This window comes from Rheinheimera tilapiae (assembly GCF_042432165.1).
Taxonomy (GTDB): Bacteria; Pseudomonadota; Gammaproteobacteria; order Enterobacterales; family Alteromonadaceae; genus Pararheinheimera; species Pararheinheimera tilapiae.
Map to the genome: position 1 here is coordinate 2,416,596 of NZ_JBHLXP010000001.1, position 25,467 is coordinate 2,442,062.

General features: G+C 52.2%; 20 protein-coding genes and 4 tRNA genes. 9 read left to right on the top strand and 15 right to left on the bottom strand.

What is annotated here, in order from left to right; genetic code table 11:
- Positions 1-84 precede the first annotated feature (84 nt).
- The 4 genes from ACFFJP_RS10440 to apbC all read right to left on the bottom strand — a co-directional run bounded on the left by ACFFJP_RS10440 (position 85) and on the right by apbC (position 4,845).
- Positions 85-1,941, bottom strand: coding sequence for a DUF3300 domain-containing protein (locus ACFFJP_RS10440; RefSeq protein ID WP_377243133.1), 1,857 nt, complete (start codon positions 1,939-1,941; stop codon positions 85-87).
- 116 nt (positions 1,942-2,057) lie between these two features.
- Entirely contained in the window at positions 2,058-2,948 is an 891-nt protein-coding gene (locus ACFFJP_RS10445) for a DMT family transporter (protein WP_377243135.1), read from the bottom strand.
- 225 nt (positions 2,949-3,173) lie between these two features.
- Positions 3,174-3,770, bottom strand: coding sequence for a dCTP deaminase (gene dcd / locus ACFFJP_RS10450; RefSeq protein ID WP_208931515.1), 597 nt, complete (start codon positions 3,768-3,770; stop codon positions 3,174-3,176).
- Position 3,771: 1 nt separating this feature from the next.
- Positions 3,772-4,845 (bottom strand): iron-sulfur cluster carrier protein ApbC, encoded by a 1,074-nt coding sequence (gene apbC / locus ACFFJP_RS10455; protein WP_377243137.1) that lies wholly within the window; start codon positions 4,843-4,845, stop codon positions 3,772-3,774.
- A 168-nt stretch (positions 4,846-5,013) separates the two neighbouring features.
- Between apbC and metG the strand changes: the two genes are divergently transcribed.
- Positions 5,014-7,050, top strand: a complete 2,037-nt coding sequence (gene metG / locus ACFFJP_RS10460; RefSeq protein ID WP_377243139.1) for a methionine--tRNA ligase — start codon at positions 5,014-5,016, stop codon at positions 7,048-7,050.
- Positions 7,051-7,142: 92 nt separating this feature from the next.
- On the top strand, positions 7,143-8,537 hold the full coding sequence (locus ACFFJP_RS10465; RefSeq protein ID WP_377243141.1) for an MFS transporter: 1,395 nt from the start codon (positions 7,143-7,145) through the stop codon (positions 8,535-8,537).
- Here the strand turns inward: ACFFJP_RS10465 and ACFFJP_RS10470 are convergent.
- Positions 8,534-9,535, bottom strand: a complete 1,002-nt coding sequence (locus tag ACFFJP_RS10470; protein WP_377243143.1) for an NAD(P)H-quinone oxidoreductase — start codon at positions 9,533-9,535, stop codon at positions 8,534-8,536. The two genes, ACFFJP_RS10465 and ACFFJP_RS10470, sit on opposite strands and share 4 nt — an antisense overlap.
- Positions 9,536-9,685: 150 nt before the next feature.
- Here ACFFJP_RS10470 and ACFFJP_RS10475 point away from each other — a divergent pair, with 150 nt between their 5' ends.
- Both ACFFJP_RS10475 and ACFFJP_RS10480 read left to right on the top strand, forming a co-directional pair.
- Positions 9,686-10,876, top strand: a complete 1,191-nt coding sequence (locus ACFFJP_RS10475; RefSeq protein ID WP_377243145.1) for a class I SAM-dependent rRNA methyltransferase — start codon at positions 9,686-9,688, stop codon at positions 10,874-10,876.
- Between the two features lie 244 nt (positions 10,877-11,120).
- Positions 11,121-11,687 carry a YceI family protein gene (locus ACFFJP_RS10480; RefSeq protein WP_377243147.1) on the top strand — a complete coding sequence of 189 codons (567 nt, stop codon included), beginning with the start codon at positions 11,121-11,123 and terminating at the stop codon, positions 11,685-11,687.
- Positions 11,688-11,827: 140 nt separating this feature from the next.
- Here ACFFJP_RS10480 and ACFFJP_RS10485 read toward each other — a convergent pair whose 3' ends face one another.
- Both ACFFJP_RS10485 and ACFFJP_RS10490 read right to left on the bottom strand, forming a co-directional pair.
- Positions 11,828-12,754: an electron transfer flavoprotein subunit alpha/FixB family protein gene (locus ACFFJP_RS10485; protein WP_377243149.1), complete on the bottom strand. Its 927-nt coding sequence runs from the start codon at positions 12,752-12,754 to the stop codon at positions 11,828-11,830.
- Entirely contained in the window at positions 12,754-13,503 is a 750-nt protein-coding gene (locus ACFFJP_RS10490) for an electron transfer flavoprotein subunit beta/FixA family protein (protein WP_208931523.1), read from the bottom strand. The genes ACFFJP_RS10485 and ACFFJP_RS10490 overlap by 1 nt, the downstream gene beginning before the upstream one ends.
- Before the next feature lie 206 nt (positions 13,504-13,709).
- Between ACFFJP_RS10490 and ACFFJP_RS10495 the strand changes: the two genes are divergently transcribed.
- The 4 genes from ACFFJP_RS10495 to ACFFJP_RS10510 all read left to right on the top strand — a co-directional run bounded on the left by ACFFJP_RS10495 (position 13,710) and on the right by ACFFJP_RS10510 (position 20,822).
- Complete coding sequence (locus tag ACFFJP_RS10495; RefSeq protein ID WP_377243152.1) at positions 13,710-15,359, top strand: electron transfer flavoprotein-ubiquinone oxidoreductase; 1,650 nt, start codon at positions 13,710-13,712, stop codon at positions 15,357-15,359.
- A 163-nt stretch (positions 15,360-15,522) separates the two neighbouring features.
- Positions 15,523-16,323, top strand: a complete 801-nt coding sequence (locus ACFFJP_RS10500; RefSeq protein WP_377243154.1) for an HAD family acid phosphatase — start codon at positions 15,523-15,525, stop codon at positions 16,321-16,323.
- Between the two features lie 215 nt (positions 16,324-16,538).
- The gene (locus tag ACFFJP_RS10505) at positions 16,539-18,074 is read left to right on the top strand and encodes a diguanylate cyclase (RefSeq protein WP_377243156.1); all 1,536 of its coding nucleotides are present in this window, start codon (positions 16,539-16,541) and stop codon (positions 18,072-18,074) included.
- A gap of 27 nt (positions 18,075-18,101) precedes the next feature.
- Entirely contained in the window at positions 18,102-20,822 is a 2,721-nt protein-coding gene (locus ACFFJP_RS10510) for a protein kinase domain-containing protein (RefSeq protein ID WP_377243158.1), read from the top strand.
- A 32-nt stretch (positions 20,823-20,854) separates the two neighbouring features.
- Here ACFFJP_RS10510 and ACFFJP_RS10515 read toward each other — a convergent pair whose 3' ends face one another.
- Together ACFFJP_RS10515 and ACFFJP_RS10520 are read right to left on the bottom strand one after the other, a co-directional pair.
- Positions 20,855-21,235 (bottom strand): hypothetical protein, encoded by a 381-nt coding sequence (locus tag ACFFJP_RS10515; protein ID WP_377243160.1) that lies wholly within the window; start codon positions 21,233-21,235, stop codon positions 20,855-20,857.
- Between the two features lie 45 nt (positions 21,236-21,280).
- Positions 21,281-22,243 (bottom strand): aldo/keto reductase, encoded by a 963-nt coding sequence (locus tag ACFFJP_RS10520; RefSeq protein WP_377243162.1) that lies wholly within the window; start codon positions 22,241-22,243, stop codon positions 21,281-21,283.
- 153 nt (positions 22,244-22,396) lie between these two features.
- Here ACFFJP_RS10520 and ACFFJP_RS10525 point away from each other — a divergent pair, with 153 nt between their 5' ends.
- Positions 22,397-23,830, top strand: a complete 1,434-nt coding sequence (locus ACFFJP_RS10525; protein WP_377243165.1) for an SLC13 family permease — start codon at positions 22,397-22,399, stop codon at positions 23,828-23,830.
- 71 nt (positions 23,831-23,901) lie between these two features.
- Here the strand turns inward: ACFFJP_RS10525 and ACFFJP_RS10530 are convergent, their stop codons facing one another.
- From ACFFJP_RS10530 to pgsA, 6 genes are all read right to left on the bottom strand, one after another.
- Positions 23,902-24,240: a CBU_0592 family membrane protein gene (locus ACFFJP_RS10530; RefSeq protein ID WP_377243167.1), complete on the bottom strand. Its 339-nt coding sequence runs from the start codon at positions 24,238-24,240 to the stop codon at positions 23,902-23,904.
- 119 nt (positions 24,241-24,359) lie between these two features.
- Positions 24,360-24,435: transfer RNA gene (locus ACFFJP_RS10535), tRNA-Gly, on the bottom strand.
- Positions 24,436-24,472: 37 nt separating this feature from the next.
- Positions 24,473-24,559, bottom strand: a tRNA-Leu gene (locus tag ACFFJP_RS10540).
- Between the two features lie 42 nt (positions 24,560-24,601).
- Positions 24,602-24,675, bottom strand: a tRNA-Cys gene (locus ACFFJP_RS10545).
- A gap of 23 nt (positions 24,676-24,698) precedes the next feature.
- Positions 24,699-24,774, bottom strand: a tRNA-Gly gene (locus ACFFJP_RS10550).
- A 134-nt stretch (positions 24,775-24,908) separates the two neighbouring features.
- A complete protein-coding gene (pgsA, locus tag ACFFJP_RS10555; RefSeq protein WP_377243169.1) occupies positions 24,909-25,454 on the bottom strand; it encodes a CDP-diacylglycerol--glycerol-3-phosphate 3-phosphatidyltransferase in 546 nt (181 codons plus the stop codon).
- Between the last annotated feature and the right edge of the window lie 13 nt (positions 25,455-25,467).

The window sequence follows — 25,467 nt, forward strand, 5'->3', positions numbered from 1 at the left end:
TTTCTCCCAAGCAGATTATTTCAAAGCAATAACCAACTGACTCTTGTTAAAGCGACAGGCAGCCCGCAGGCCGCCTGTTCATTACTATTGAATACCAGACTGTTCAATCACCGGCTGACTGACCGGCTCCGGTTGCTGATACACCGGTTCAGGCTGCTGGTACACCGGCTCCGGTTGCTGATACACCGGTTCAGGCTGCTGGTACACCGGCTCCGGTTGCTGATACACCGGCTCTGGCTGCTGGTACACCGGTTCCGGTTGCTGATATACCGGCTCGGGCTGCTGATACACCGGCTCTGGCTGCTGGTACACCGGTTCCGGTTGCTGATACACAGGCTCTGGCTGCTGGTACACCGGTTCCGGTTGCTGATACACAGGCTCTGGCTGTTCAATCACCGGTTGTTGCACCGGTTCAGGTTGTTGATACACCGGCTCTGGCTGTTCAATCACCGGTTGTTGCACCGGTTCAGGTTGTTGATACACCGGCTCTGGTTGCTGGAATACAGGTTCTGGCTGTTGGTCCACCGGCTGTGGCTGTTCATACACCGGCTGCGGCTCAGGATCTTGATAAACCGGTTGTTCTGTCACTGGCTGCGGCAGCTGTTCCGGCTGCAACTCTGGTTGTAACTCAGGCTGCGGCAACTGATCTGTTGGCGCAGGCTGTTCGCTGATTGGAGCAGGCTCAGTGGGCGCATCGGTCACTGGCATATTTGTCACCGGTTGTTCAAACACCGGCTGGTCATCGATACCATCTTTATTGTTGTCGACCGTTTCGCCAACTGGTTGCACCGGTGCCTGCGTATTGCCTTGATCCGGCGTGACAGTCACGGGCTGTGTCTGTGGATTCAGCTCATTTTCCGGTTGAGCAAACACTTGCTCCCGTTCCTGTTGCTGACGGCGCAAATTGTCTAAATCCGGATCTGGCTGGTTGATGATCTGCTGGTCGCCCGGTAACGCGACATTATTATCCTGACGACGTTCTGCTGCCCAGCGCCGGCGGTCGCCCTGATCTTCATAACGCCAGGCTTCCCCACGGCTTTCGCGCACCGGCTCATAGGAGGTGTGATACACCACGCCATGACGGTGCTGCGGGTTATGTTGCCAATGCCGGCGTTCTTCATGCTGGATAATTTCATGATTGCGGTAATAGTGCCGCGGCCGGTAATCGTGATGATGGATCACCACAATTTCATTGCGTGGCCAGTAGAAAGTCGAAAAGTAGAAGTTCGGCGCCACTTGCACACCGGCGCCCCAGTAGAACGACGCATGACGGCGATAGCCAGTTGGGTATGGCCAGTGCACCGGCGGATATGAACGCCACCACCAGTCACCGTAGACCACCCGGGTGTCGTACACCGGCACATAAATCACTTCAGGTCTGGCCGGCTCGATGACGATGACTTTTTCTTTACGCTCAACGCGTAAGTGTTCCTGATTTTTTAAATTACCGGCGGTATAGGCTTTTTCGCGCAGATTTTGCACCGTCGCCATCACCTGTTTTTCCTGGATCAGGAAGGCGTCGCCGAGTTTTTGCGTCCAGTCCAGTTCGTTATTCATTTTGGTCAGCAGCGGCGGAAATGCAACGAGCGCGCGTACGCTCGGGTCCCAGCTTTCATTTTCAGCCGCTTTAAGTGCTTGCTCAGAAGTCATGCCCGGCTTGCCTGACAACCAGCGGGTAGCTTTGATAATTTCTAACGGATAGGTGGCGGCGATCAGCACATGCGACAGCACAGTGTCCGGGTACAATGCGACTGGCGCCAGCATTTGATCCAGCTCGGCCTGGGAGAAAAGTTTTTTCGCTTTGGTGGCAGTTGCCGGAGCAGCCGGTTTGCTGAGCTGCGCAGTGGCTTTGGCTGCAGCCTGTTTGTCCGCAGCAAGCGCCGGAAACTGGGTAAATAATGCAACAGTAATGGCAGATAACAACAGTATTCGGCTCGACATCTATAGCTCCTCGCTGCGTGCGCAGCCCGCTTGGCACCTTACTGCGGATTATAACGCCGCAGCATTGCCCCAGTTATAGGGCCGGCATTCTGAACTCTTTCTGAATAACTAATTTTTTACGCTTTTGCGTACATTTGTTGCCATAACTTCGTCAAAGACACACCAGTCACTAAAGCGGTACCGGTTAACACCGTCAACGCGCCAACCAATGTATGCCAGCCGACAGTTTCGCCTAGAAACAACGCCCCCCAGCTGACACCAAACACCGGAATTAAAAAGGTGACCGTTAACGTTGGCGTGGCACCGATATCTCGCACCAGCGCAAAATACAGCAAATAAGCCACGCCGGTACAAAGCACGCCCAACATCAACAATGCTCCGGCTTGCCAGACGGTCGGCTCCGCGACCGGCGGTTGTAGTAGTGCGACTGGCAACAAGCACAACAGCGCGCCCCACATGCTGCCATGCGCATTGGCGAACGGCTCAACCGCTTCGGCCCGTCGGGTGTAATGAGTGGCAAGACCGTAACAACAGGCTGCACCTGCGCCGGCCGCAATGGCCAGCCCGGCATCAGGTTGTAGTACCACGGCGTCAAACCCGACCAGAATACCCACACCGGTCACCCCCAGCAACAGGCCAAATGCCAGTCTGGCTGAAAGTGGCTGGCGGAAAAACAACACGCCAAGTACTGCACCCCAAATCGGCGCCGTGGCATTCAGTACTGATAACACCGACGCCGTTAACCAATGCGCTGCATACGCAAACAAGAAGAATGGCAATGCTGAATTAATCAGCCCCAGCAGCAGGAAATGCCGTACTTTACCGCGCCAAATCAGCCGTTTTTGCCACAACAACCCGATGATCGCTAAAAACAAAGCTGCAAGCCCCACCCGTCCCGTCATTAATGAGCCAGGACCAAATGCTGGCACTGCGACACGGATGCATAAAAACGACGCGCCCCAGATCGCGGCAAGTAGCAATAAGCGGCCGATATCTGTCAGTTTCATCACGAAGTTCCTTCTGTATCAGGCGCCATTTGGCTATTTATGCAGTATTTTTGCCTGACTTAAACCTGAAAACGCTGCGCTGTAGCAAAAAAGCTGCGACGTGATCTTGCATAGACAAGCAAAAATCCAGCATAATTGCCCTGCTTCATTTTTGCTTTATTGCTTCGGCCCATACGTTTTGTATGGGCTTTTTAATTTCTGCAGCTTGAATATTGCGATGCTGACTCAGGCGTGACCTGGATCATCCTGCCCAATCCGGCTGGCATCCGCCCCGCTTTGCGCTCGGTATTTGGCGTCTTCGCGTTTGTTGTAAGGTCGTGCCGCTTCCCCGGTCATCAATTCAAAGTTCAGCGCGCCAATTTTCATATTAGGCCGAAGCGCCAGCGGTAAGCGCCCACTGTTGTAAAATTCCAGCACAATATTGCCTGACCAACCCGGGTCAATCCGGTGAGCCGTGACATGCACCATCAGACCCAGCCTGGCCAGGCTCGAGCGCCCGTCCAGCCAGCCGACGATGTCGGCCGGTAACGTGACAGATTCGAGGGTAATGGCCAGCGCCAGCTCGCCCGGATGCAGAAAAAATGCTTCATCGTCGGTCAGCACAATTTCATCGCTCATCACGGAGTCCAACGCCTGTTGCACTTCTTCGCGCGGACCGGACAAATCAATAAACGGCGCGGCGTAAGCGCGAAAGGTGCGGAATTTATGACCGAGCCGGATATCAACGCTGACTCCGCTAATCATATCGGCGGCTGGTCTGGGTTCGATCTGGATCCGGCCTTCCGCCAGATATTGTTCGATATCGCGATCACAAAGTCTCATGTTAATCATCCGTCATTATTATTTCGACAGCCTGTTGCGGGCTGAGCCGGGTTTGCCAGTATAAAGTGAAGATCAGCTGCTGTGCCATTTTTTGATATATTTCAGCGGTTTGGTGGTTTTTTTGCAACACAATCGGACTGCCGGCATCACCGGCTTCACGGATGGCTGACTGCAAAGGCAATTGCCCGAGCACCGGCACCTGATAACGCTGCGCCAATTCCAGTCCGCCAGCAGTACCAAAAATATCATCTTCGTGACCACATTTTGGACACTGATAAAAACTCATGTTTTCAATCAATCCCAACAGTGGGATGTTCACCTGCCGGAACATCTGGATGCCTTTTTTCGCATCCGCCAGCGCCACATCCTGCGGTGTGGTGACAATCACGGCGCCGGCGACCGGTAATTTTTGCGACATCGTCAGCTGAATGTCACCGGTACCTGGCGGCATATCCACGACCAGATAATCCAGCTCCGGCCACAAGGTTTCATTGACCAACTGCATCAGCGCCTGACTGGCCATCGGGCCACGCCAGACTGTGGCATTTTCCGGATCGACCAAAAAGCCAATCGACTGCAGATAGATGCCGAATTTCTGCAGTGGATTTAAATGTTTCTCATCCGGCGAAGTGGCGCGGCTTTGGGCTTCGCCCAGCATCAGCGGAATGGACGGTCCATAAATATCAGCATCGAGCAACCCGACGCGGGCGCCTTGTTGCGCCAGCGCAACCGCGAGATTCACCGCTGTCGTCGATTTGCCGACACCGCCTTTGCCGGACGCGACCAGTACTACTTGTTTTACGGTGCTAAATGCAGCCGGTAACTCGTTGCGCCAGCTGACAGTCGCCTGCAATGCCAGCGCCCGTGCATCCAGTTGTTGCTGCAGCTCTGCCTCAAGCCATGCCGCCGGGAATGGCAACGTCAGGGTAAGCTCAGTTTTGTTTAATGACATGTCGGCAATTTCAGTCAGTGCCAGCGGTAACACCGCAGAAAAAGGCTGACCGAGCAGGCTGATCAGAGATTCAGGCCAGTCAGTCTGTGGCGTGGTCGTGGATTTTTTCCAGAATGAAAACACAAGCTGTTCCTTGTATGGGCGACAACCAGATCGCGGCGACTCCATCGGTCACACGAAGATCACACGAATTGCTGCGGACAACTGCGCCGGCAGTGTCGCGCTTTGAGGCTGGCTATTGTATCATGTCCCCCATTGTTTTCATTGCATTCATCGATACAGAGCCGGTTCATGACGACACGTAAAATCTTAATCACCAGCGCCTTACCTTATGCTAACGGCCCTATCCACCTTGGGCATTTGCTCGAATATATTCAAACCGACATCTGGTCGCGTTTTCAAAAAGCGCGTGGTCATCAGTGTTATTACGTCTGTGCCGATGACGCCCATGGCACGCCCATCATGCTAAAAGCGCAGCAGCTTGGCCTGACGCCAGAACAAATGATTGCCCAGACCGCGATTGAACATCAGGCTGATTTTGCCGAATTCCTGATCGGTTTTGACAACTATCACAGCACCCACAGCAGCGAAAACCAAGCTTTTGCCAGAGAGATTTATACCAAACTCGACGCCGGTGGTTATATCAAACGCCGCTCAATCAGCCAGCTGTTTGACCCGGAAAAACAAATGTTCCTGCCGGATCGGTTTGTCAAAGGCGATTGCCCGAAATGTGGCGCGTTGGATCAAAACGGCGACAGCTGTGACGTTTGTGGCGCGACTTACAGCCCGACCGAGCTGAAAAATCCAAAATCGGTAGTGTCAGGCGCGACACCGGTACTGAAAGATTCTGAGCATTATTTCTTTGATTTACCGGCCTTTGAGCAAATGTTGCAGGACTGGACCCGTGGCGGTGCGCTGCAAAACGAGATGGCGAATAAACTGCAGGAATGGTTTAAAGACGGCCTGCAGCAATGGGACATCAGCCGCGATGCGCCATATTTTGGTTTTGAAATTCCGGGCGCTCCGGGCAAGTTCTTTTATGTTTGGTTAGATGCGCCGATTGGTTATCTGGCCAGCTTCAAAAATTACTGCAGCAAAACCGGCGTTGATTTCGACCAGTTCTGGCAGTTGAATTCGGACGCTGAGGTTTACCACTTCATCGGTAAAGACATCATTTATTTCCATAGCCTGTTCTGGCCGGCGATGTTGCATGGCGCCGGTTACCGCAAACCAACCAGTGTATTCGCGCATGGTTTTGTTACCGTTAACGGTGCCAAGATGTCAAAATCACGCGGCACTTTTATCAAGGCCCGCACTTATCTTGAGCATCTGAATCCGGAGTATCTGCGTTATTATTTCGCGTCGAAACTGACGTCCGGCATTGTGGATCTCGACCTGAACCTCGACGATTTTTCGCAGAAAGTGAATGCCGATCTGGTGGGTAAAGTCGTCAACATCGCCAGCCGCTGTGCCAGCTTTGTGACGAAAAAATTCAACGGTACTTTATCGGCAACGCTGGCCGAGCCAGAACTTTTTGCCGAATTTGTCGCACAGGGTGACAGCATCGCGGCGTCGTTTGAAGAACGTGAATATGCCCGTGCCATCCGCGACATCATGGCGCTGGCTGACAAAGCCAATCAGTATATCGACGCCAAAGCGCCATGGGTGCTGGCGAAAGACGACAGCAAACAACAGGAAACGCTGGATGTCTGTTCTATGGGCATCAATCTGTTCCGCGTGCTGATGCATTATTTAGCCCCGGTGCTGCCGAATATGGCCAAAGAAGTGGAAGCATTTTTAAACAGCGAATTGCGTTGGGACAATTATCAGCAGCCATTGCTGAATCACGAAATCCAGCCGTTTAAAGCGTTGATGCAACGTGTGGATCCGGTCAAAGTCCAGGCGATGGTTGATGCGTCCAAAGACAATCTGCAGCCTGCCGCGCCTGTTACCGCGCCAGCAGCCGTCGCATCTGCGACCGATAACATTGAAGCCATTGCACCGACCATCAATATTGATGACTTTGCCAAGCTCGACCTGCGGATCGCCAAAATTGTCAGTGCTGAGCATGTCGAGGGCGCGGATAAGCTGCTACGCCTGCAGCTGGATTTAGGCAACGAAACACGTCAAGTGTTTGCCGGCATCAAAGCCGCTTATCAGCCAGAACAGCTGGTTGGCCGTCTGACGGTGATGGTAGCGAATCTGGCGCCGCGTAAAATGAAATTTGGTATGTCAGAAGGCATGGTAATGGCCGCAGGCCCGGGTGGCAGCGAGATCTTCCTGTTAAGCCCGGATGACGGTGCCACCCCAGGGATGCGGGTTAAATAAAACCATGAAAAACCGCAGCTTGGGCTGCGGTTTTGTTTTTATGTGCTAGACCCGCCGGGTCTTGTGCTACGCACTAGAAAAAAGGATGAAGCATGGCGGCGACTATCCGCTCTTTTTCGTCATTGTATGGCGCCACCTTGTTAATGGTGCTGGCTGCCGGTTTATTAACGACCTATCTCGGTTTGAAGCTGGCATCGATGGACGTCGCCAAAGTCTGGATCGGCGCCATGATGTCCGCCTATTACCTCGGGCTGGTGTTAGGTTCAAAAATCGGCCATCGTTTAATAGCCCGGGTCGGCCATATTCGTGCTTTTGTCGCCAGTGCCGGCGTCGTAACGGCTTCGGCGCTTGGCCATGCGCTGGTAGAACAGCTGGAGATCTGGCTGGTCCTGCGGCTTATTGTCGGTATGTGCATGATGTGTCAGTACATGGTGCTGGAAAGCTGGCTGAATGAGCAGGCCGACAGCAAAAACCGCGGCACTATTTTTGCCAGCTACATGATTGTGTCTTATCTGGGCCTGGTGCTCGGCCAGGGGGCGATGAGCCTGAACCCGGAACTGACGATTAAACCGCTGCTGCTGGTCGCGATCTGTTTTGCTCTTTGCATTGTGCCGCTGGCATTAACCCGGCGCATTCACCCGCAGCCCTTAAAACCAGCGCCGCTGCAAATCAAAGTGTTCTGGCAAAAAGTGCCACAGTCGCTGACCACTATCGCAATGGCCGGCGTGATTGTCGGCTCGTTTTATGGTCTGGCCCCCGCCTTTGCCGCCAGTCAGGGCATGAATACGGAACAGGTCGCGGCCTATATGGCCACGACGGTCATGGCCGGCTTGCTGGCACAGTGGCCGATGGGGAAATTGTCAGATCGGGTCCGGCGTAGCCGGCTTATTCGCACCAACAGTGTGATTTTGGGCATTTTGGTGCTGGCGATGGCGCTATTGCCGCTCAGTGGCTGGTTGCAGCTGGGGTTCACTTTTGTATTTGGCGTGTTCGCGTTTACGTTGTATCCACTGGGCGCCGCGCTGGCCAATCAGAATATTGAACAACATGAACGGGTGGCGTTATCGGCGACCATCTTGCTGACGTTTGGCCTGGGCGCCAGTATCGGGCCTTTATTGGCATCGGCCTTTATGCAACTGGGTGGCAGCAATATGTTGTATGCCTTTATGGCTGCAGTCGCCGCGCTGTTGTTTGTGCGCTTACAACAAGTCAATTATCAGCAGAAACAACAGGAAAAAATCGCGCCAAAAGACTACATGATGGCCGCCGGCGATTTAGTCGGCTCGCCGCTAGCCGCAGCGCTAGACCCACGCGTCGACCAGACCACGGTCGACGCCCAGATGCGGTCTGCGCGTTACCCGCAGAGTGACGATGTGCCGGCGCCGGCGGATGAACAAGCGCAATTTGAACTGGATTTATCGCTACAGGAGCCGGGTGTTGTCAAAGTGCCTGATCCGCAGTCTACACCGGACAAGCCCGTCGATTAATCGACGGTCAGCACCACTTTCCCCACCAGCTGATTGCCCGCCAACAGCTGGTGGGCCTCGTCGGCCTGTTGCCATGGCAACACTTGGGCAATCACCGGACACAGCGCTCCGTTTTGCATTTGCAGGCCAAATTGCTGGATAAAATCAGCGATAAGCGCCGTTTTATAATCATCAGTGCGGTTACGCAGCGTCGAGCACAGCAACTGACCGCGTTTTTTAAACATCTGGGTTAAATCAAAAGCCGGCACGGTACGACCACCGAGCATCGCCAGCACTACAATCCGGCCATCCAGCGCCAGCAATTGCAGATTTTTCGGCAAATAATCGCCGGCGACCGGGTCGACAATGACCTGAAAACCCTGCGGGGCTGCATCTTTGAGCACAGTGACAAAATCAGTAGTTTTGTAATTGACCGCCACATCCGCCCCCATCGCCAGACAGGCTGCAGCTTTGTCATCTGAACCAACCGTAACAGCAACATAGGCACCAGCGGCTTTAGCGAGCGCAATAGCCGCAGTCCCCACACCACTGGCGCCGGCATGTAGCAACACCGCCTGATGGGCCTCTAAACCGCCGAGGCTAAACATCGCCTGATAGGCCGTCAAAAATACCTCGGCAAAGCCTGCTGCGGTTGCCACTGGCATAGCTGCGGGCCTTTGCAGCAGATGTGCGGCCGGCATTCTGGCATATTGCGCATAACCACCACCGGGTACTAAGCCAAATATCTCAGTGCCTAGCCACTTCGCATCAGCTTGATCAGCGACAGCCACCACTGTCCCCGCAACTTCCAGCCCCAGAATGTCACTGTCACCCGGCGGTGGCGGATAAAATCCGGCGCGCTGCACCAGATCGGCCCGATTCACTCCGGCGGCAGCTACTTTAATCAGCACTTCACCATGACTTAACGCCGGTAACGGCCGACTGACAAATTGCAGCTGGTGTTCGGCGTCAACTTCAATCGCCTGCATCGTTGCCGGCAACTCAGATAAAAAAAGCATCAGGATCCCTCTTTCACGTGGTTCTAAACCGCAGACGCGGTTTTACTTTAGCTTTTTGTTCAGGCGGACTAAAATGGCGCCCTTTTCAGGTGTCGGCGCTGATGCTGTCAGCATGTGTCCACCTGCCCGTACACTCACTCAGGACTTTTTATGGCCGCCAGCATCATTTTACAAGCCGATCGCGATAAATCACTTAAACGCCGCCACCCTTGGGTGTTTTCCAAAGCGGTTAAACAGGTGAAAGGTCATGCCAACAGCGGCGAAACAGTCACGATCCGCAGCGCCGACGGCGTCTTTATCGCTAACGGTGCTTATTCACCCGATTCACAGATCCGCGTGCGGGTCTGGTCTTTTGACGAAGCCGAAGCCATTGATGCCGATTTTTTCCTGCGCCGCATCAGCGCCGCCTGGCGAGTGCGGCAACAATTATTTGACCTGAGCCAGACCAATGGTATCCGCGTGGTGGCCGCTGAATCCGACGGCTTGCCCGGCGTCACCATTGACCTGTACCACGATATCTTAGTGATCCAGCTGTTAAGCGCCGGCGCCGATTATCAGCGCAGCCATATTGTCGCGGCATTGCGGCAACTATTCCCCGACCATAGCATTTATGAACGTTCCGATGTTGATGTGCGCAAAAAAGAAGGCCTGCCGCCTGTCACTGGCTGGTTACATGCACCACGCGACAGCGGCGAAGTCACCATTCTGGAAAATGGGATGCAGATCCTGGTCGACGTGGTGAATGGCCACAAAACCGGTTTTTATCTGGACCAACGTGACAGCCGTGCGGCCGCCGCACGCTACGCCAAAGGCAAAACCGTGCTGAACTGCTTCAGCTACACCGGCACTTTTGCCGTCGCAGCCTTAAGCGGCGGCGCCAGCCATGTGATCAACGCCGACATGTCGGAACTGGCACTACAGACTGCGAAACGCAATGCAGAGCTAAATCAACTGGACCTGAGTCAACTCGATTTTACCAAAGCTGATGTATTCAAATTGCTGCGTCAGTACAAAGAACAAGGCCGTCAGTTTGATATGGTGATCTTAGACCCGCCGAAATTTGCCGAAAGCAAAGCGCAGTTGATGGGCGCTTGCCGTGGTTACAAAGATATCAACCGCGTCGCGATGCAAATCGTCAAACCAGGCGGCTTCTTGCTGACGTTTTCCTGTTCCGGCCTGATGGAAGACAGCCTGTTCCAGAAAATTGTGGCGGATGCTGCGTTAGACGCCGGCCGCGATTGTTTGTTTATTGAGAAACTGAGCCAGGCCAAAGATCATCCGATCGCCAGTTTTTATCCGGAAGGTCATTACCTCAAAGGCTGGGTTTGCCTGATCCGTTAACTTTGGCCGCTGACTTACAGGCCAACGCCTTGCGTTGCTAAAAACCGCTCCCGGCGGTTTTTTATGCGCTGCCGTCCGTGGCGCTTACCTTACAGGCCAACGCATAACGTTGTTAAAAACCGCTCCCGGCGGTTTTTTTATATCTGCGATAAATTGCGGATTTTTGGTCTGAATAAACTTGGACCTGTTTTCGCTGTCCAGTATGCTACTGTCCTTCCCCCCTTGGTTCCAAATGGAGTTTGTTATGAAAAAATTACTAGTCGCGCTGGCGTTAACCGCAGGTTATGCACAAGCCGCCTGGCAACTGGATCCGGCGCAGTCATCGTTGCGTTTTGTCACAGTGAAAAACGATGTGGTTGCCGAAACACACAGCTTTAAACAACTGCAGGGTCAGTGGGCAGATGATGGCCAGTTCAGCGTGCAGATCCCGGTGCAAGGCCTTGATACAATGATTCCGATCCGTAATGAGCGGATGCTAGAACACTTGTTTAACGCCAGCAAATTCCCACAAATCAAAGCCAGTGGCATGCTGGATGCTGGCAAAATCGGTGCATTAAAAACCGGCGCTGTGCACAACGAGAAAGTCGAACTGACACTGACGATTGTCGATCAAACACAAAAAGTGACTGCTGATATCAGCGTGGTGAAATTGGCGGACAATCGACTGCTGGCGTTTACCAAAGCACCAGTACTGGTGAAAGCCACTGAGTTCAAACTGGATGGTGGCGTGAAAAAACTGCAGGACATCGCCAAGTTAAACCGGATTGAATTGGTTGTACCGGTTAGTTTTGACGTGCAATTCAGTCGCTGATCAGGCACAGGGCCTCTGGCCCTGGCGTGCTGTAACGATTCTTCCAGACTGCGACGGCCATAAGAAAAGCTGCTGGTTTCAACCAGCAGCTTTTTTCTATTCATTTGCTATGTGACTTTCTGTCACGCTGCCAACCGAATTTACAGTTTCGCTTCCAGTTCCGGCAGGATGGCGAATAAATCGCCGACCAGACCATAGTCCGCCACCTGGAATATTGGTGCTTCCGGGTCTTTGTTGATTGCGACAATGACTTTGGAATCTTTCATACCGGCTAAATGCTGGATAGCACCAGAAATACCGACCGCGATATACAGATCCGGCGCCACGATTTTACCGGTCTGACCGACCTGCATATCATTCGGCACAAAACCAGCATCGACAGCAGCACGACTGGCACCAATAGCAGCGTTCAGCTTGTCAGCAATGCCCTCGAGTAACTTGAAGTTATCGCCGTTTTGCATGCCACGACCGCCAGAGATAATTACAGAAGCCGCAGTCAGTTCAGGACGCTCTGATTTAGTCAGTTGCTCATCGACAAATACCGATAAACCAGCAGCAGTGGCCGGCGCCAGCGTTTCAATCACGGCGGAGCCACCATTTGGCGTCACTGCAAAGGCTGAACTGCGCACAGTAATGACTTTGATTGCATCTGCACTTTGCACAGTCGCAATGGCGTTACCGGCATAGATTGGGCGGACAAAAGTATCGGCGCTCTCTACCGCAATAATGTCGGAGATTTGGCCGACATCGAGCATTGCAGCGACGCGTGGCAGGAAGTTTTTCCCGTGCGTGGTCGCAGACGCCAGAATATGGCTGTAGCCTGCAGCCACCGACAGCACTAATGCTGCGATTTCTTCGGCTAACTGATGTTGATAAACCGCAGCATCGGCCACCAGCACTTTGCTGACACCGTGCAGCGCAGCAGCTTCTGCGGCGACAGTCTGGCAGTTTTGACCGGCAACCAATACATGAATGTCGCCACCAATTGCCAGAGCGGCAGTCAGCGTTTTGGCTGTGTCGGCTTTTAATAAAACGTTGTTATGTTCGGCAATGATTAAAATGGTCATCAGATCACCTTCGCTTCATGCTTTAACTTGTCGATCAGAGTATCGACAGAATCGACTTTCACACCGGCCTGACGGGTTGCAGGCGCCGTGACTTTTAATACTTTAATTTGGCTGTGTAACGACACACCCAACGAGTCGGCTGCAATCACGTCTAACTGCTTTTTCTTCGCTTTCATAATGTTCGGCAAAGATGCATAACGCGGCTCGTTTAAGCGCAGATCAGTCGAAACGATTGCTGGCAGATTTAATGCAACTGTTTGCAGGCCGCCGTCGATTTCACGCGTTACGTTCACTTTGCCGTCGGCCACAACCACTTTCGAAGCGAAAGTGCCCTGACCCATACCAGTTAAGGCTGCTAGCATTTGTGCCGTTTGATTGTTATCAGAATCAATCGCTTGTTTACCCAGGATCACCAGTTGCGGCTGCTCAGTGCCAACCACTTTGGCCAATAGTTTTGCCACTTGCAGTGATTCAAGGTTTTGTTCTGTTTCCAGCAGAATAGCGCGATCAGCCCCTAAGGCCAGTGCGGTACGAAGCTGTTCCTGCGCAACGCCAGGTCCAATCGACACCACAACTACTTCAGTCGCCACACCCGCTTCTTTTAACCGGATCGCTTCTTCTACTGCAATTTCACAGAAAGGGTTCAGCGCCATTTTGACATTGGCCAGGTCCACGCCGCTCTGGTCGGCTTTCACCCGCACTTTTACGTTGTAATCAATCACCCGTTTGACCGGCACCAGAATTTTCATCAATGCACACCCCTGCTGTTTTCGGGTCAAGTTTACGCGAAGGTAAACTTCAGACCATTTCAATGCCGGACAATCTAACCAGTGTTGACGTTAACGTCAACCTGAAATACCCTTGCCAGCAACGCTTTTAAAAAAACTACACAAGAATAGCAGCCAAGTGTTATTAAACAGTTGATGCAGCGCAAATCATAGCAGTGAGGTGGCAAATGGAACGGGAATCGATGGAGTTTGATGTAGTCGTAGTCGGTGCCGGTCCGGCGGGCTTGTCAGCTGCAATTAAACTGATGCAACAGGCAAAAGCCGCTGGTTCAGAGCTCACCGTGTGCGTCGTAGAGAAAGGCTCTGAGGTTGGCGCCCACATCTTATCCGGTGCGGTGTTTGAACCGCGGGCACTGAATGAACTGATCCCAGACTGGCAGGAAAAAGCCGCACCTTTAACCACAGCAGTCAGTCATGACGACATTTACTTACTACAAAACGCCGACGATTCGCGCCTGATTCCGCATTTTGCGGTGCCAAAAACCATGCACAATACCGGGAACTATATTGTATCGATGGGTAACGTTAGTCGCTGGCTGGCAAGTCAGGCTGAAGCGCTTGGCGTTGAAATTTTCCCAGGATTCAGTGCCGCCAGTTTGATCATTGAAGACAATGTGGTCAAAGGGATTGTGACTGGTGATATGGGGCTGGATAAGCATGGTGAGCAGAAAAACAGTTTTGTCGCCGGGATGGAACTGCGCGCAAAATACACGTTATTTGCTGAAGGCTGCCGTGGCCATCTGGGTAAAGAGCTGATCAAACATTATCAACTCGACAAAGATTGTTCACCGCAACACTATGCGATTGGTTTTAAAGAGATTTGGGATATAGATCCAAATAAACATCAAGCAGGTTTGGTCGTGCATACCGCTGGATGGCCTTTAGATCAGGGCACGTCTGGTGGCGGTTATCTGTACCATGCGGACAACAACCAGGTCGTCGTGGGCCTCATCATTGACCTGAACTACAGCAATCCGCATTTAAGCCCGTTTGACGAATTCCAGCGCTACAAACATCATCCGGTGATTGCGCAATATCTCAAAGGCGGCAAGCGTGTTTGTTATGGCGCGCGCGCCATTGCCAAAGGCGGCCTGAACAGCCTGCCGAAAATGACCTTCCCGGGTGGTCTGTTGTTAGGTTGTGATGCTGGTACGCTGAACTTTGCCAAGATTAAAGGCAATCACACCGCGATGAAATCCGGCATGCTGGCCGCCGAAACTGTGTTTGACGCACTGAGCCGCGGTGATGCGGGTGGTCAGGATCTGCAAAGCTTTAAAGGCCGTTTTGAACAAAGCTGGTTATTCGACGAGCTGTACCGCTCGCGTAATTTCGGTCCGGCCATGCACAAGTTCGGCTCTATTCTGGGCGGCGCCTTTAACATGGTCGACCAGAACTGGTTTGGCGGCAAACTGCCTTTTACGCTCAAAGATAACAGCGTCGACCATGCCTGTCTGAAGCCAGCGTCGGCCTGTGCCAAAATTGACTATCCGAAACCAGACCAACAACTGAGCTTTGATAAATTATCGTCGGTGTTTTTGTCCAACACCAACCATGAAGAAGAGCAGCCTTGCCATCTGCAGCTGATAGACAGTGCGATTCCAATCAAAGTAAATCTGGCGATTTATGACGAACCGGCCCAGCGTTATTGCCCGGCTGGCGTCTATGAAATTGTTGGTCAGGAAGCCGGTGAACCGCGTCTGCAAATCAATGCGCAAAACTGCATTCACTGTAAGACCTGCGATATTAAAGATCCTTCACAAAATATCCGCTGGGTCACACCGGAAGGCAGTGGCGGCCCAAATTATCCAAATATGTAACGAATTTAACAGGCAGCGCAAGCTGCCTTTTTTTGCTTGTGCAGGCACAGTCACGACAGGCTGCTAGCGCTTTAGCGCAGGAAACCGGCAATAAACCGGGCACCTGTTGAAATTCGGCCTGAACCCAGTATGATCGACGTTTTTCCGCTTCCAGGACTCGTCTATGGCCCTCTCCGCCGCTATTTTGTTTGCCGCTGCTGCGGTCTCTGTCCCACACGATAACTTCAATGCCACTTTGTGGTATCAGACGTCAGCAGAATTTCGTGCGAACAGTCTGCAAACTTACAAAATGGCCAGTTTGACGTTAAAAGACGCATTGAGCGACCGAAACTGGTCGGCACTGCCAACCCAAACCACCGATTTCCAGCAGCTGCCACCGGCAATCATCGTCGATATTGACGAAACCATTCTGGATAACTCACCGGCAGCAGCACAGGCAATTCTGGAACAGGACCATGGTTTTAACGGCAAACGCTGGGATAACTGGGTCGCCGCTGCCAAAGCCAAAGCTGTGCCTGGAGCCGTCGACTTCCTCAACCTGGCCGGCCAGAATGGCGTAACCGTGCTGTACATCAGTAACCGGGAATGTTCGCCAAGAGCTGCAGTAAAAGACAGTTGCCCGCAAAAAAACGATACGTTGAAAAATCTGCAGGCTACCGGGATCAAGCAGGTTGATGCCAGTCAGCTGTGGCTGAAATCCGAGCAAAAAGACTGGACCTCTGAAAAAGAAAGTCGTCGGTTAAAAGCAGCGCAACAATACCGCGTCATTATGTTGCTGGGCGATGATTTTGGCGATTTTCTGCCGCAGGTTAAAAGCAATATCACCCCAGCCAAACGCTTTGAGTTGGTGGAAAAATACCAGCCATACTGGGGATCTCGCTGGTTTATGCTGACTAACCCAACCTACGGCTCCTGGGAGACCATTCTGCAGCAGCCAAAACAACAATATCTGCAAGGCTTTTAATCGATTTACCACCATTGCCATGCTACATGCCCTATAGCATGGCAAAATTGCGGTTATCTGCATTTGACACTGTTACAGGGGTGAAATCGGGTATAAACTCGGCAAATTAGCGATTTTATCCTGAACAGCGCTGAACATGCGCAGGACATAAACGAGCTGTAGCCACAAACTGGAATCATCTACAGTCTGGCTCCTGACGTTTCGGAGTGCATCACATGAGTGAGCCCATGGTGCTTGATCTCGACTGGCTGCAAGGCGATAAGCATCATTCGGTGCGCCTGACGCTGGACGATACGCCTGTTTCGATTGGGCGAGATCCGGTCAACCTGTTGGTTTTGCATGACAGCAGTGTGTCGCGCCAACATGCTGAAATTTTTCTGACGGCACAAGGCCCGGCACTGCGAGACAAAGGCTCTCGCTTTGGCACCCAACTCGATCAACATTTATTGCAACCGGCACAAAGTATGTTGCTGCCACCGCAATGTGAATTATTGTTTGGCCGACAAAAAGTTTCTTTGCGATACGACGCCGCGCATCACCATGAACAGGATTTTGCTGTCTGGGCTTTACATGATCTGCAACACCGCATCGATGATATGCAACAACACAGCTTGGGCGCCTTAATACAGTTGAGCCAGCAAGCCCAGCCGTTATCTGACTTACAGCAACATTTGTGTCAGCAATTCCAGCAATTACAACAAGCTGCACAACAGTGGTCTGCCCAAAACAGCTTGTTGCAACGCCTCAATACACTAGTCAATCAAACGCAAGGCTATCTGGTACTGCTCGAACATGCAGTGCCGATGATTGCTGAAGTGCTGGGTGCCCGCCGCGGCTTTGTGCTGATGGCAGATAAACGCGGTCAATCACTACAACGGCAAGCCTGTTGGAACTATGCCCCACCGCATGCGACGGATGGCCCGGCCTTTAGCGAGTGGATCGCCCGTGAGTGTTTTGAACGCCAGGAGTTCAGACTGCTGTCAGCACAGCAACTGTCCCGCTTTGTCTCGCCACGTCCGGAGGTCGAAGTCACCGGTGTATTGGCCATGCCGCTGCAGGCTAACGGAGAAACGCTGGCACTGCTGTATCTGGATACCACTCATACCGATGGTTTTAACCAGCTGCAGGAAACGTTCTGTAAAACATTGCAGGCCCAGCTTGGTCTGGCGCTGAAAAACGCTATTACCATCAGCCGGGCGCTGTGTGACGATCTGACCGGCTTGTGCAGCCGCAGTATGATAGAAGAACAAATCACCTTGTCGATGGAGCAGGCCAAACGTTATGGTCAGCCTTGTAGCCTGATTTTTATCGACTTAGATAATTTTAAGCAAATCAACGATCAATACGGCCATTTTGCCGGTGATGAAGTCTTGCGCTGTGTCGCAGCTCTGTTAAAAACGCTGGCCCGAAAGGCCGACCGGGTTGGCCGATTGGGCGGCGAAGAATTTGTGGTACTGGTCAATAACACTTCACCGGACAGTGCATTGATTTATGCAGAGCGCATCCGCGCCGATATTGCCGCGCTCGAACCGCTGGTTACAGGCGTAAGCTTAAAGATCACCGCCAGCATTGGTGTAGCCGGTTTCCACCACGCCCTGCACAATCTGGCTTACCGCTTCATTGATTGTGCCGACCAGGCAATGTATCAGGCAAAAAACAGTGGAAAAAACCGCGTTTGTGCACACAAACCCGCCACCTTGCAACTGCTTGATACCGCTAGCGACACGCTCAGATCCGGCTCAAGGGGTTAGAAACGCGTGATCTGTCAGCAGTGTGACATGCCCAATGCAGCGTCTTCCGACCAATGTGATTTCTGTCAGTCTGAATTTCCGTCGCAGCTGGATACCTGGATGCCAAGCGATGCGGCCAGTCAGAGCCTACCCACTAGCGATCTGCCGCCTGCCGCACCTTATGGCCATTACCAGTTGCTGCGCCAGGCTGGCCAGGGCGGTATGGGCATTGTTTATCAGGCCTATGACGCAGCCCTGCAACGTCCGGTTGCACTCAAAGTGTTGCAATTACAACGACAAGGCCAGTTTCATCAGCAGCAATTGTTAGAAGAAGCCCGCGTTGCGTCCTCATTGCAACACCCGAATATCGTCACTGTTTACGATATCTCCCGCACTGAGCAGCAAAGCTACATCGTCACAGAATGGCTCGAGGGTCAGACGCTGGATCATTACAAACAGCGCCCGCTGAGCTTAGCGGATAAATTGAATTTGCTGCAGCAGATAGCCGCAGGTCTGGCGAGTGCGCATCAGGCCGGCGTGATCCACCGCGATTTAAAGCCAAGCAATCTGATGGTTTGCCTGCCGGCGCAACAAGTCAAAATTCTCGATTTTGGTATGGCTAGCCGACAACGACGCTTGCAACAGCAGGCAGAAACCGAAGGCGCCGGCCTACCGCCGATGTTGTCCAGTCAGCTGAACACGCAGTGGTCGCAACACACAACTGCGCATCAAATCAAAGGCACTTTGCCCTATATGGCGCCGGAGCTTCTGCAAAGCGACGTCGATGCCACAATCCAAAGTGACGTTTTTGCCTTTGGCGTGATCATGTACGAGCTCTGTTATGGCGTGCATCCATTTCTGCGCGAAAATGCCGATGCAACCATGCAAGCCATTGTGCAGCAGATCAAACAACCTGCAGGGCAACCGGCGGCACTGCCGCAATCGCTTAAAAACCTGATTGAACAATGTCTGGCCCCCCATCCGTCACAACGTCCGGCGGACCTCAGTAAAGTCGCCGTATTCTTAGCGAAACTGCAGCAGGAATTAATACAACGCCAGCGCTTAGGCATCTGGTATCCATTGGTGCGCTGGCAATTCTGGGTCGCAATTGCCCCGCTTATCCTGATCTTTAGTTTATGGCTCGGTCAGCAAAGCGTCGATAAACAGAGTTTACTCAGTCAGGGCAAAACCTTGGCGCTAGTGCCACTGCAAAATATCGGTGCAGATCCGTCGGTGCAACAATTCCTGACCGGGATGTCGCTTAGCCTGAGCCAGGATTTAGCGCAAATAGGCCAGCATAATGGTAATGTCTGGGTACTTCCCCCTGCAGAACTCGCCCAGCTCAAAGAAGTCAGTAGCAAAGCCATTTACCAGCAATTTCAGACCGAGCTAGTGATCAGCGGTAGCTTGCAGCACCTTGGCAATACCCGGCGACTGTCACTGAATCTGCAAAACGGCGCGGATGGCCGCATCCTGAAATCTACTGAAGTTGATTTGGCATTAGACAACTGGGATTTGGCACAACAGCAAGTCAGAACTGAGCTGGTGCGCTTGTTGAACTGGCAGCTGCCGGATGCGTTACCACTGTCCAAAGGCAGCGCAACCAATGATACGGCGTATAAAGCGTATCTGACCGGCATCAGCTATCTCTATCGCCATGATTACAAAGATAATATCGAGAAGTCGCTGCAACAACTGCAAAGCGCGGTACAAACAGATCCTGAGTTTATCGAAGCGCGCTTTGCCCTGATCGATGCCATGTTACAGACGGCACGAGTTCGCGATATCCACCACTGGTTACCACAAGCTGAGCAATTAACTAACGCGTTGGCGCAGCAACTGCCTAAAACTAGCAGGTTACTGGCGCTACAAGCTGAAATTGCTAAATTGCGCAGCGACTATCCCCGGGCAATCGATCTGTTCAGTCAAGCGCTGCAACTGGAACCAGGCAATGCCATGTTAATCCATGGTCAGGCCCGCGCTTTTGATCTGGCTGGCCAAACCGCTGCCGCTGAACAACAGTTTCAGCAAGCGGCAGAGATCAGCCGAAACTGGTATTTTATCAATGCGCTGGCGGTGTTTTATTATCAGCACCAGCAGCTGGATAAGGCTGAACGCAGTTATCGCAAACTCGCCGGTTTAGCACCGAACAATGCACAAGTCTTGCAGACATTGGGCGCAATTCAATTCAGCCGCGGCGATTACTCAGCTGCACTGACGACATTTAAACAAGCGGTCGCCATCGATAACGACGCCGTCAATCATTCGAACATCGGGACTTTGCTGTTTTATCAGCAGCAGTATGCCGAGGCCAGCGCGCACTTTGCGTTGGCTGTCGAGTTAAAACCAGATAGTTACCAATTGTGGGGCAATTTGGCAGACAGCTATCGCTGGGCGCAACAACCGGACAAAGCGCGAGAGAGTTATCAGCATGCGATCCGTTTGGTCACTCTGCTGTTGGAGAAAACGCCAAAGCTGCAAAACGCACGACTCAGACTGGGTCTTTATCTGGCGAAAAACGGCCAAAGCCGGCAAGCCTTGCAAGAACTCAAGGCTGCAGGTGCTTTGAAGAAACCTCAACAATTGATCAATGCAGCGCAAATCTGTGAGATTAGTGGTGAACGCCAACGAGCTGTCGACTATCTGCAAGCCGCACTGGCGTTAGGGTATGACTTTGATGCACTGCAGTCTGAACCAGAATTCAAACAAATAATGCAGCAACAGGTGCTGACGCGCCCTGAAAGGAACAAGCCCGCCAGCTCTATATAGTTGAAAAGCAAACGTCAAGTTAACGTGAATTTCTAGTCTTCGACGTCTCCGCCGTTCACGATGATCTCAGGGTCGCGCTGAAAAATGGTCACAGTGCCGCTGCTGTTTTGCACCGTGACGTAAATCGCATAAGCGTTGTACTTCGCAACTTTAGCCTCAGCCGTGTCAAGACTGATGGTTTTCTCCGCCGTATAGACATTTCCGTTTGGCTGTAGATCACCAAACGAATAACGCAGTGAATTGCTGACATCAAATGGATTGTTAAAATAAAGTCCCCAATCCAGCAAGGTCTGGCCACTGTTATTGGTCAAAACAAACTGCACCGACTCGCCTTTGTTGGCGGTAATTGATTTTTGTCCCGGCGCAAACTCGATTTTACCGGTGTTGGTGAGCGTAAAACTTTGCGTAACCATCTGAATCCTTCCTGTGTTGTTTCACTTACAAGCTATTGCACTGGCTCACGGCAGAGCCTGACCACGACTAGCGACATAAAGCGCATACCAATGTTCGCGCGTCAGTTCCACATCAAGCGCCTGACTACAAGCACGGATCCGTGCCGGATTAACAGTGCCAATCACCGGCTGTATGCCGGCCGGATGGCGCAATAACCACCCCAGCACAATGGCTTCTGCACTGACCTGATACTCAGCAGCAAGCCTTGCTACCAAATCAGCGGTGCGCTGTTCATTGGCTGATAAATCTTTGCCGGCGCCGCTGAAACGGCCTTGCGCCAAACTGCCCCAGGCCTGAATTTGTACTTTATTCAGCTGACAGTATTCAACAGTGCCATAACCAAAATAATGACCGGCACCTTGTGGCATGCCGGTCAGCACATTCGCTTCCAGCCAGTCCAGATTGGCCAGGCTCATTTGCAACTGGTTAACGACCAAAGGTTCCTGCAGCGCCGATTGCAGCAGTTGTTGCTGCGGCGCGCCGAAGTTAGAGACGCCAAACTGCCGGACTTTGCCGCTTTGTTGTAACCGGCTCAGCACTTCCGCCACTTCGTCGATTTGCATCAATGGATCCGGCCGGTGCAACAAAAGGATATCCAGGTACTCAGTTTGTAGCCGGCGCAGGCTTTGCTCGACGCTATCGGCGATATAACCGGCACTGAAATCATAACGGCCGACATGATCGGCATCAGCAAAACGAATGGCGCATTTGCTTTGTAACACTAAGCATTCCCGCAGTTCTGGCTGGGCCGCCAGAAATTGGCCAAAAACAGCCTCCGCTTTGCCGCGGGTATAGATATCGGCATGGTCAAAACAGTTAAAACCAAGCTCCAACGCGGCTTCGATTGCACTAAATCCCTGGTGTTGTTGCTCAGCGGTCGTTGTTGGTGAATTCCAGTCACCGCCAAGGCCCATGCAGCCAAACACCAGTGGGGATATGTCAGGAAAATATCGTTGTAAAGCCAGCATTTAACTGCTCCTTTCTGATAGTTGTGCCGAGTCTAACTGAGATACAGACTGTGTCCAAGTCTGTCGACTTACGACAGAAACAACAAATGGATGATTGTGACATCAAAAGCAGTTAGAGTCAGTGAATCAACCGGCATTTTGTTGTGGAAATCTATGTCCCGACTCACTTTGTTTTGGATACTGGCAGGGCCTGCTTGCCTGTTGTTTTTCAGTCTGTGGAACATTCCGGGCCTAAGCAGCACTGCCAGTCTACTCTGCGGTATCACCGGCTGGATGGTGATTTGGTGGATCAGTGAAGCAGTTCCGATCCCTGTTACGTCGTTATTGCCGATGCTGTTGTTTCCGCTGTTTGGCATCAGTAGTGCAGAAGCAGCGACGTCGCCCTATGCACATCCGCTGATTTTTATGTTTTTTGGTGGCTTTTGTTTGTCGATTGCGCTGGAAAAAACCGGTTTGCATCAGCAGATAGCCATTCGGGCACTCCGCCGGGTTGGGACCGCGCCAGTGCAACAGCTCGCAGCGCTGATGACCATCACGGCGTTTCTATCGATGTGGATGTCCAACACCGCAACTGCAGTGATGATGTTGCCTATCGCGCTGTCGGTTGTCGCTGTAGCACCTCTGCAGCAACAAAAGGTGCTGGCGCCGGCTTTGTTATTAGGCGTGGCCTATGCCTCGAGTATTGGCGGCATCGCGACTTTAATTGGCACGCCACCGAATGCGTTATTAGCCGCCTTTCTGGAAAAAACTTATCAGATAAAACTGGGTTTTGGTCAGTGGATGTTACTTGGGGTTCCGCTAGCGCTTTCGATGCTACTGGTTTGTTGGTTCTGGCTCGGCCGGGTCTATTTTCGGCTGCATTTACTGACGCCTGTAGTACAGCATGCACCAGACAATGCAAGTGCAGTGACGAGGCCACAACGTCTGGTTGCGGTAATCTTCTTAATCACTGCGCTCTGTTGGATCTTCCAGCCACTATTAAGCCAATGGAGCGGTCTGGCCCTGAGCGATACAGTGATTGCCCTCAGCGCAGCGATGTTGTTATTTCTGTTGCCGGTGCAGCATCCGCTGGCGGAAAGTTTAGCGGCAGAACCCGCGCCATCGAGGGTTCAGCCCGTATTGAACTGGCAAGACAGCGAAAAGCTGCCCTGGGGCGTGTTGTTATTATTTGGTGGTGGCTTGAGTCTGGCCGGTCAATTGCAACAACATGGCGTGTCGGACGCGCTGGCACAATGGTTTCAAGGGTTACACGGGGTGCCGGCGCTGTTGATTATTGCCGCCGTGGCGTTGTTAATTGTGTTTTTAACCGAACTGACCAGCAATACCGCTGTGGCTGCGGCCTTTTTGCCAATTTTAGGCCCGGTGGCGCTCAGTCTGGATTTGTCACCGCTCTACCTGCTGGTGCCTGCTGCGCTCGCAGCCAGTCTCGGTTTTATGATGCCGGTCGGTACGCCCCCTAACGCGATTGTATTTGCCAGTGGTCAGCTCAACATCCGCGACATGATCAAAGCGGGTGTCGTACTTAACTTTGCTGGGGTGCTGCTGATCACGCTGTGGTGTCAGTTAGTATTACCGTTTTGGCTCTAACGACTAAAAACAACAAACCGGGCAAAAGCCCGGTTTGTTCATTGCACTTGTGATTGCACTAGTGCCATTTGCTAAGCGGTTTGCACAGCGTTTTTGTTCTTCCGGTATTGCATCAGACCAATTACAGATGCCGCGATCCAGAACACTTCGATAACAAAGCTGGCCAGATTGAAATTGATACAAAGGCTGAACAACAAAAACAACGCACCGATCAGGTTCATCAGATTGTACGTCAGCCCCTTGGGTGACACTTTGTTGAGTTGTAACAGGAAAAACGCACCGACCACCAACGACGTGCCGGCCATACCGATAATATCTGCAAGCAGATCCATATTGAAGTTTCCACAAACAAGCTGAAGTTCGTCCAAAACAGGCTGGCCCTTTCCATGGGGAGGACGATTCTCTGGCATCAGATTGATGCTTCCGTGAGACAGCTTGGCCGGGAGCGGCTGCAGCTTAAATCAGCAATGACAGCTTTCCCATAAAAAGCAAAAAGGTCTTTGTTTCCAAAGACCTTTTTGCTTTTATTTGGAGCGGGCAACGAGACTCGAACTCGTGACCTCGACCTTGGCAAGGTAGCGCTCTACCAACTGAGCTATGCCCGCATAAATTTGTACTTACTGCTATGGTGTTGACAGTAAGTGGTGCCCGGGGCCGGACTTGAACCGGCACGCCCTTTCGAGCGAGGGATTTTAAATCCCTTGTGTCTACCGATTTCACCACCCGGGCAGACAACGTTTTTAACTGTGTATTCAGTCTATTACGACTAAATGGAGGCGGGTCCCGGAGTCGAACCGAGGTGGACGGATTTGCAATCCGCTGCATGGCCACTCTGCCAACCCGCCATCAAGACACTCTTCAGATTATTTGGAGCGGGCAACGAGACTCGAACTCGTGACCTCGACCTTGGCAAGGTAGCGCTCTACCAACTGAGCTATGCCCGCTTCATCTGAAAAGGCGTTTGCCTTAACACGAGCTGCATTCTACTGGGTTTAATAAATCCGTCAACTCAAAACTTGGCACTGCTGAACTGATTGCTCAATTTTTAGCAAAACTGCAGTTTTTGTGTGCGAAGCACCTAATTTTGTTGCAGATATTTCCAAGCAGCCTGCAAATAGACCACCATTGACCAGACGGTCAGTACAGTGGCGATAAACAATAACAGCATGCCTAAATCGGTGATCCACGACACTGGTTGCCAAATCAAACCGATTAACGCCAGCATTTGTGCCGCGGTTTTCAGTTTGCCCATTTCCGACACTTTGACCTGAGCGCCTTCACCAAGGCCAGCCATCCATTCGCGTAGACCGGAGATGATGATTTCACGGCTGATCATAACAAAAGCCGGAATAGTCACCCATAAAGTCTGCATATCCACAGCGACCAGTACCAGTGCGGCAGCGACCATCGCTTTATCTGCGACCGGATCCAGAAATGCACCAAAAGCGGTGGATTGTTGGAGTTTTCGCGCCAGATAGCCATCTAAAGCATCGGTAATAGCCGCTAGCCAGAACACAAAAGCGGCAAGAAAACGGGCATGTTCATGGGTTGAATAAAAGCAGAAAACAAAGACAGGAATTAAAAAAATCCGGAACAAAGTTAACAGGTTAGGCACATTCCACATCAATAAATCTCAA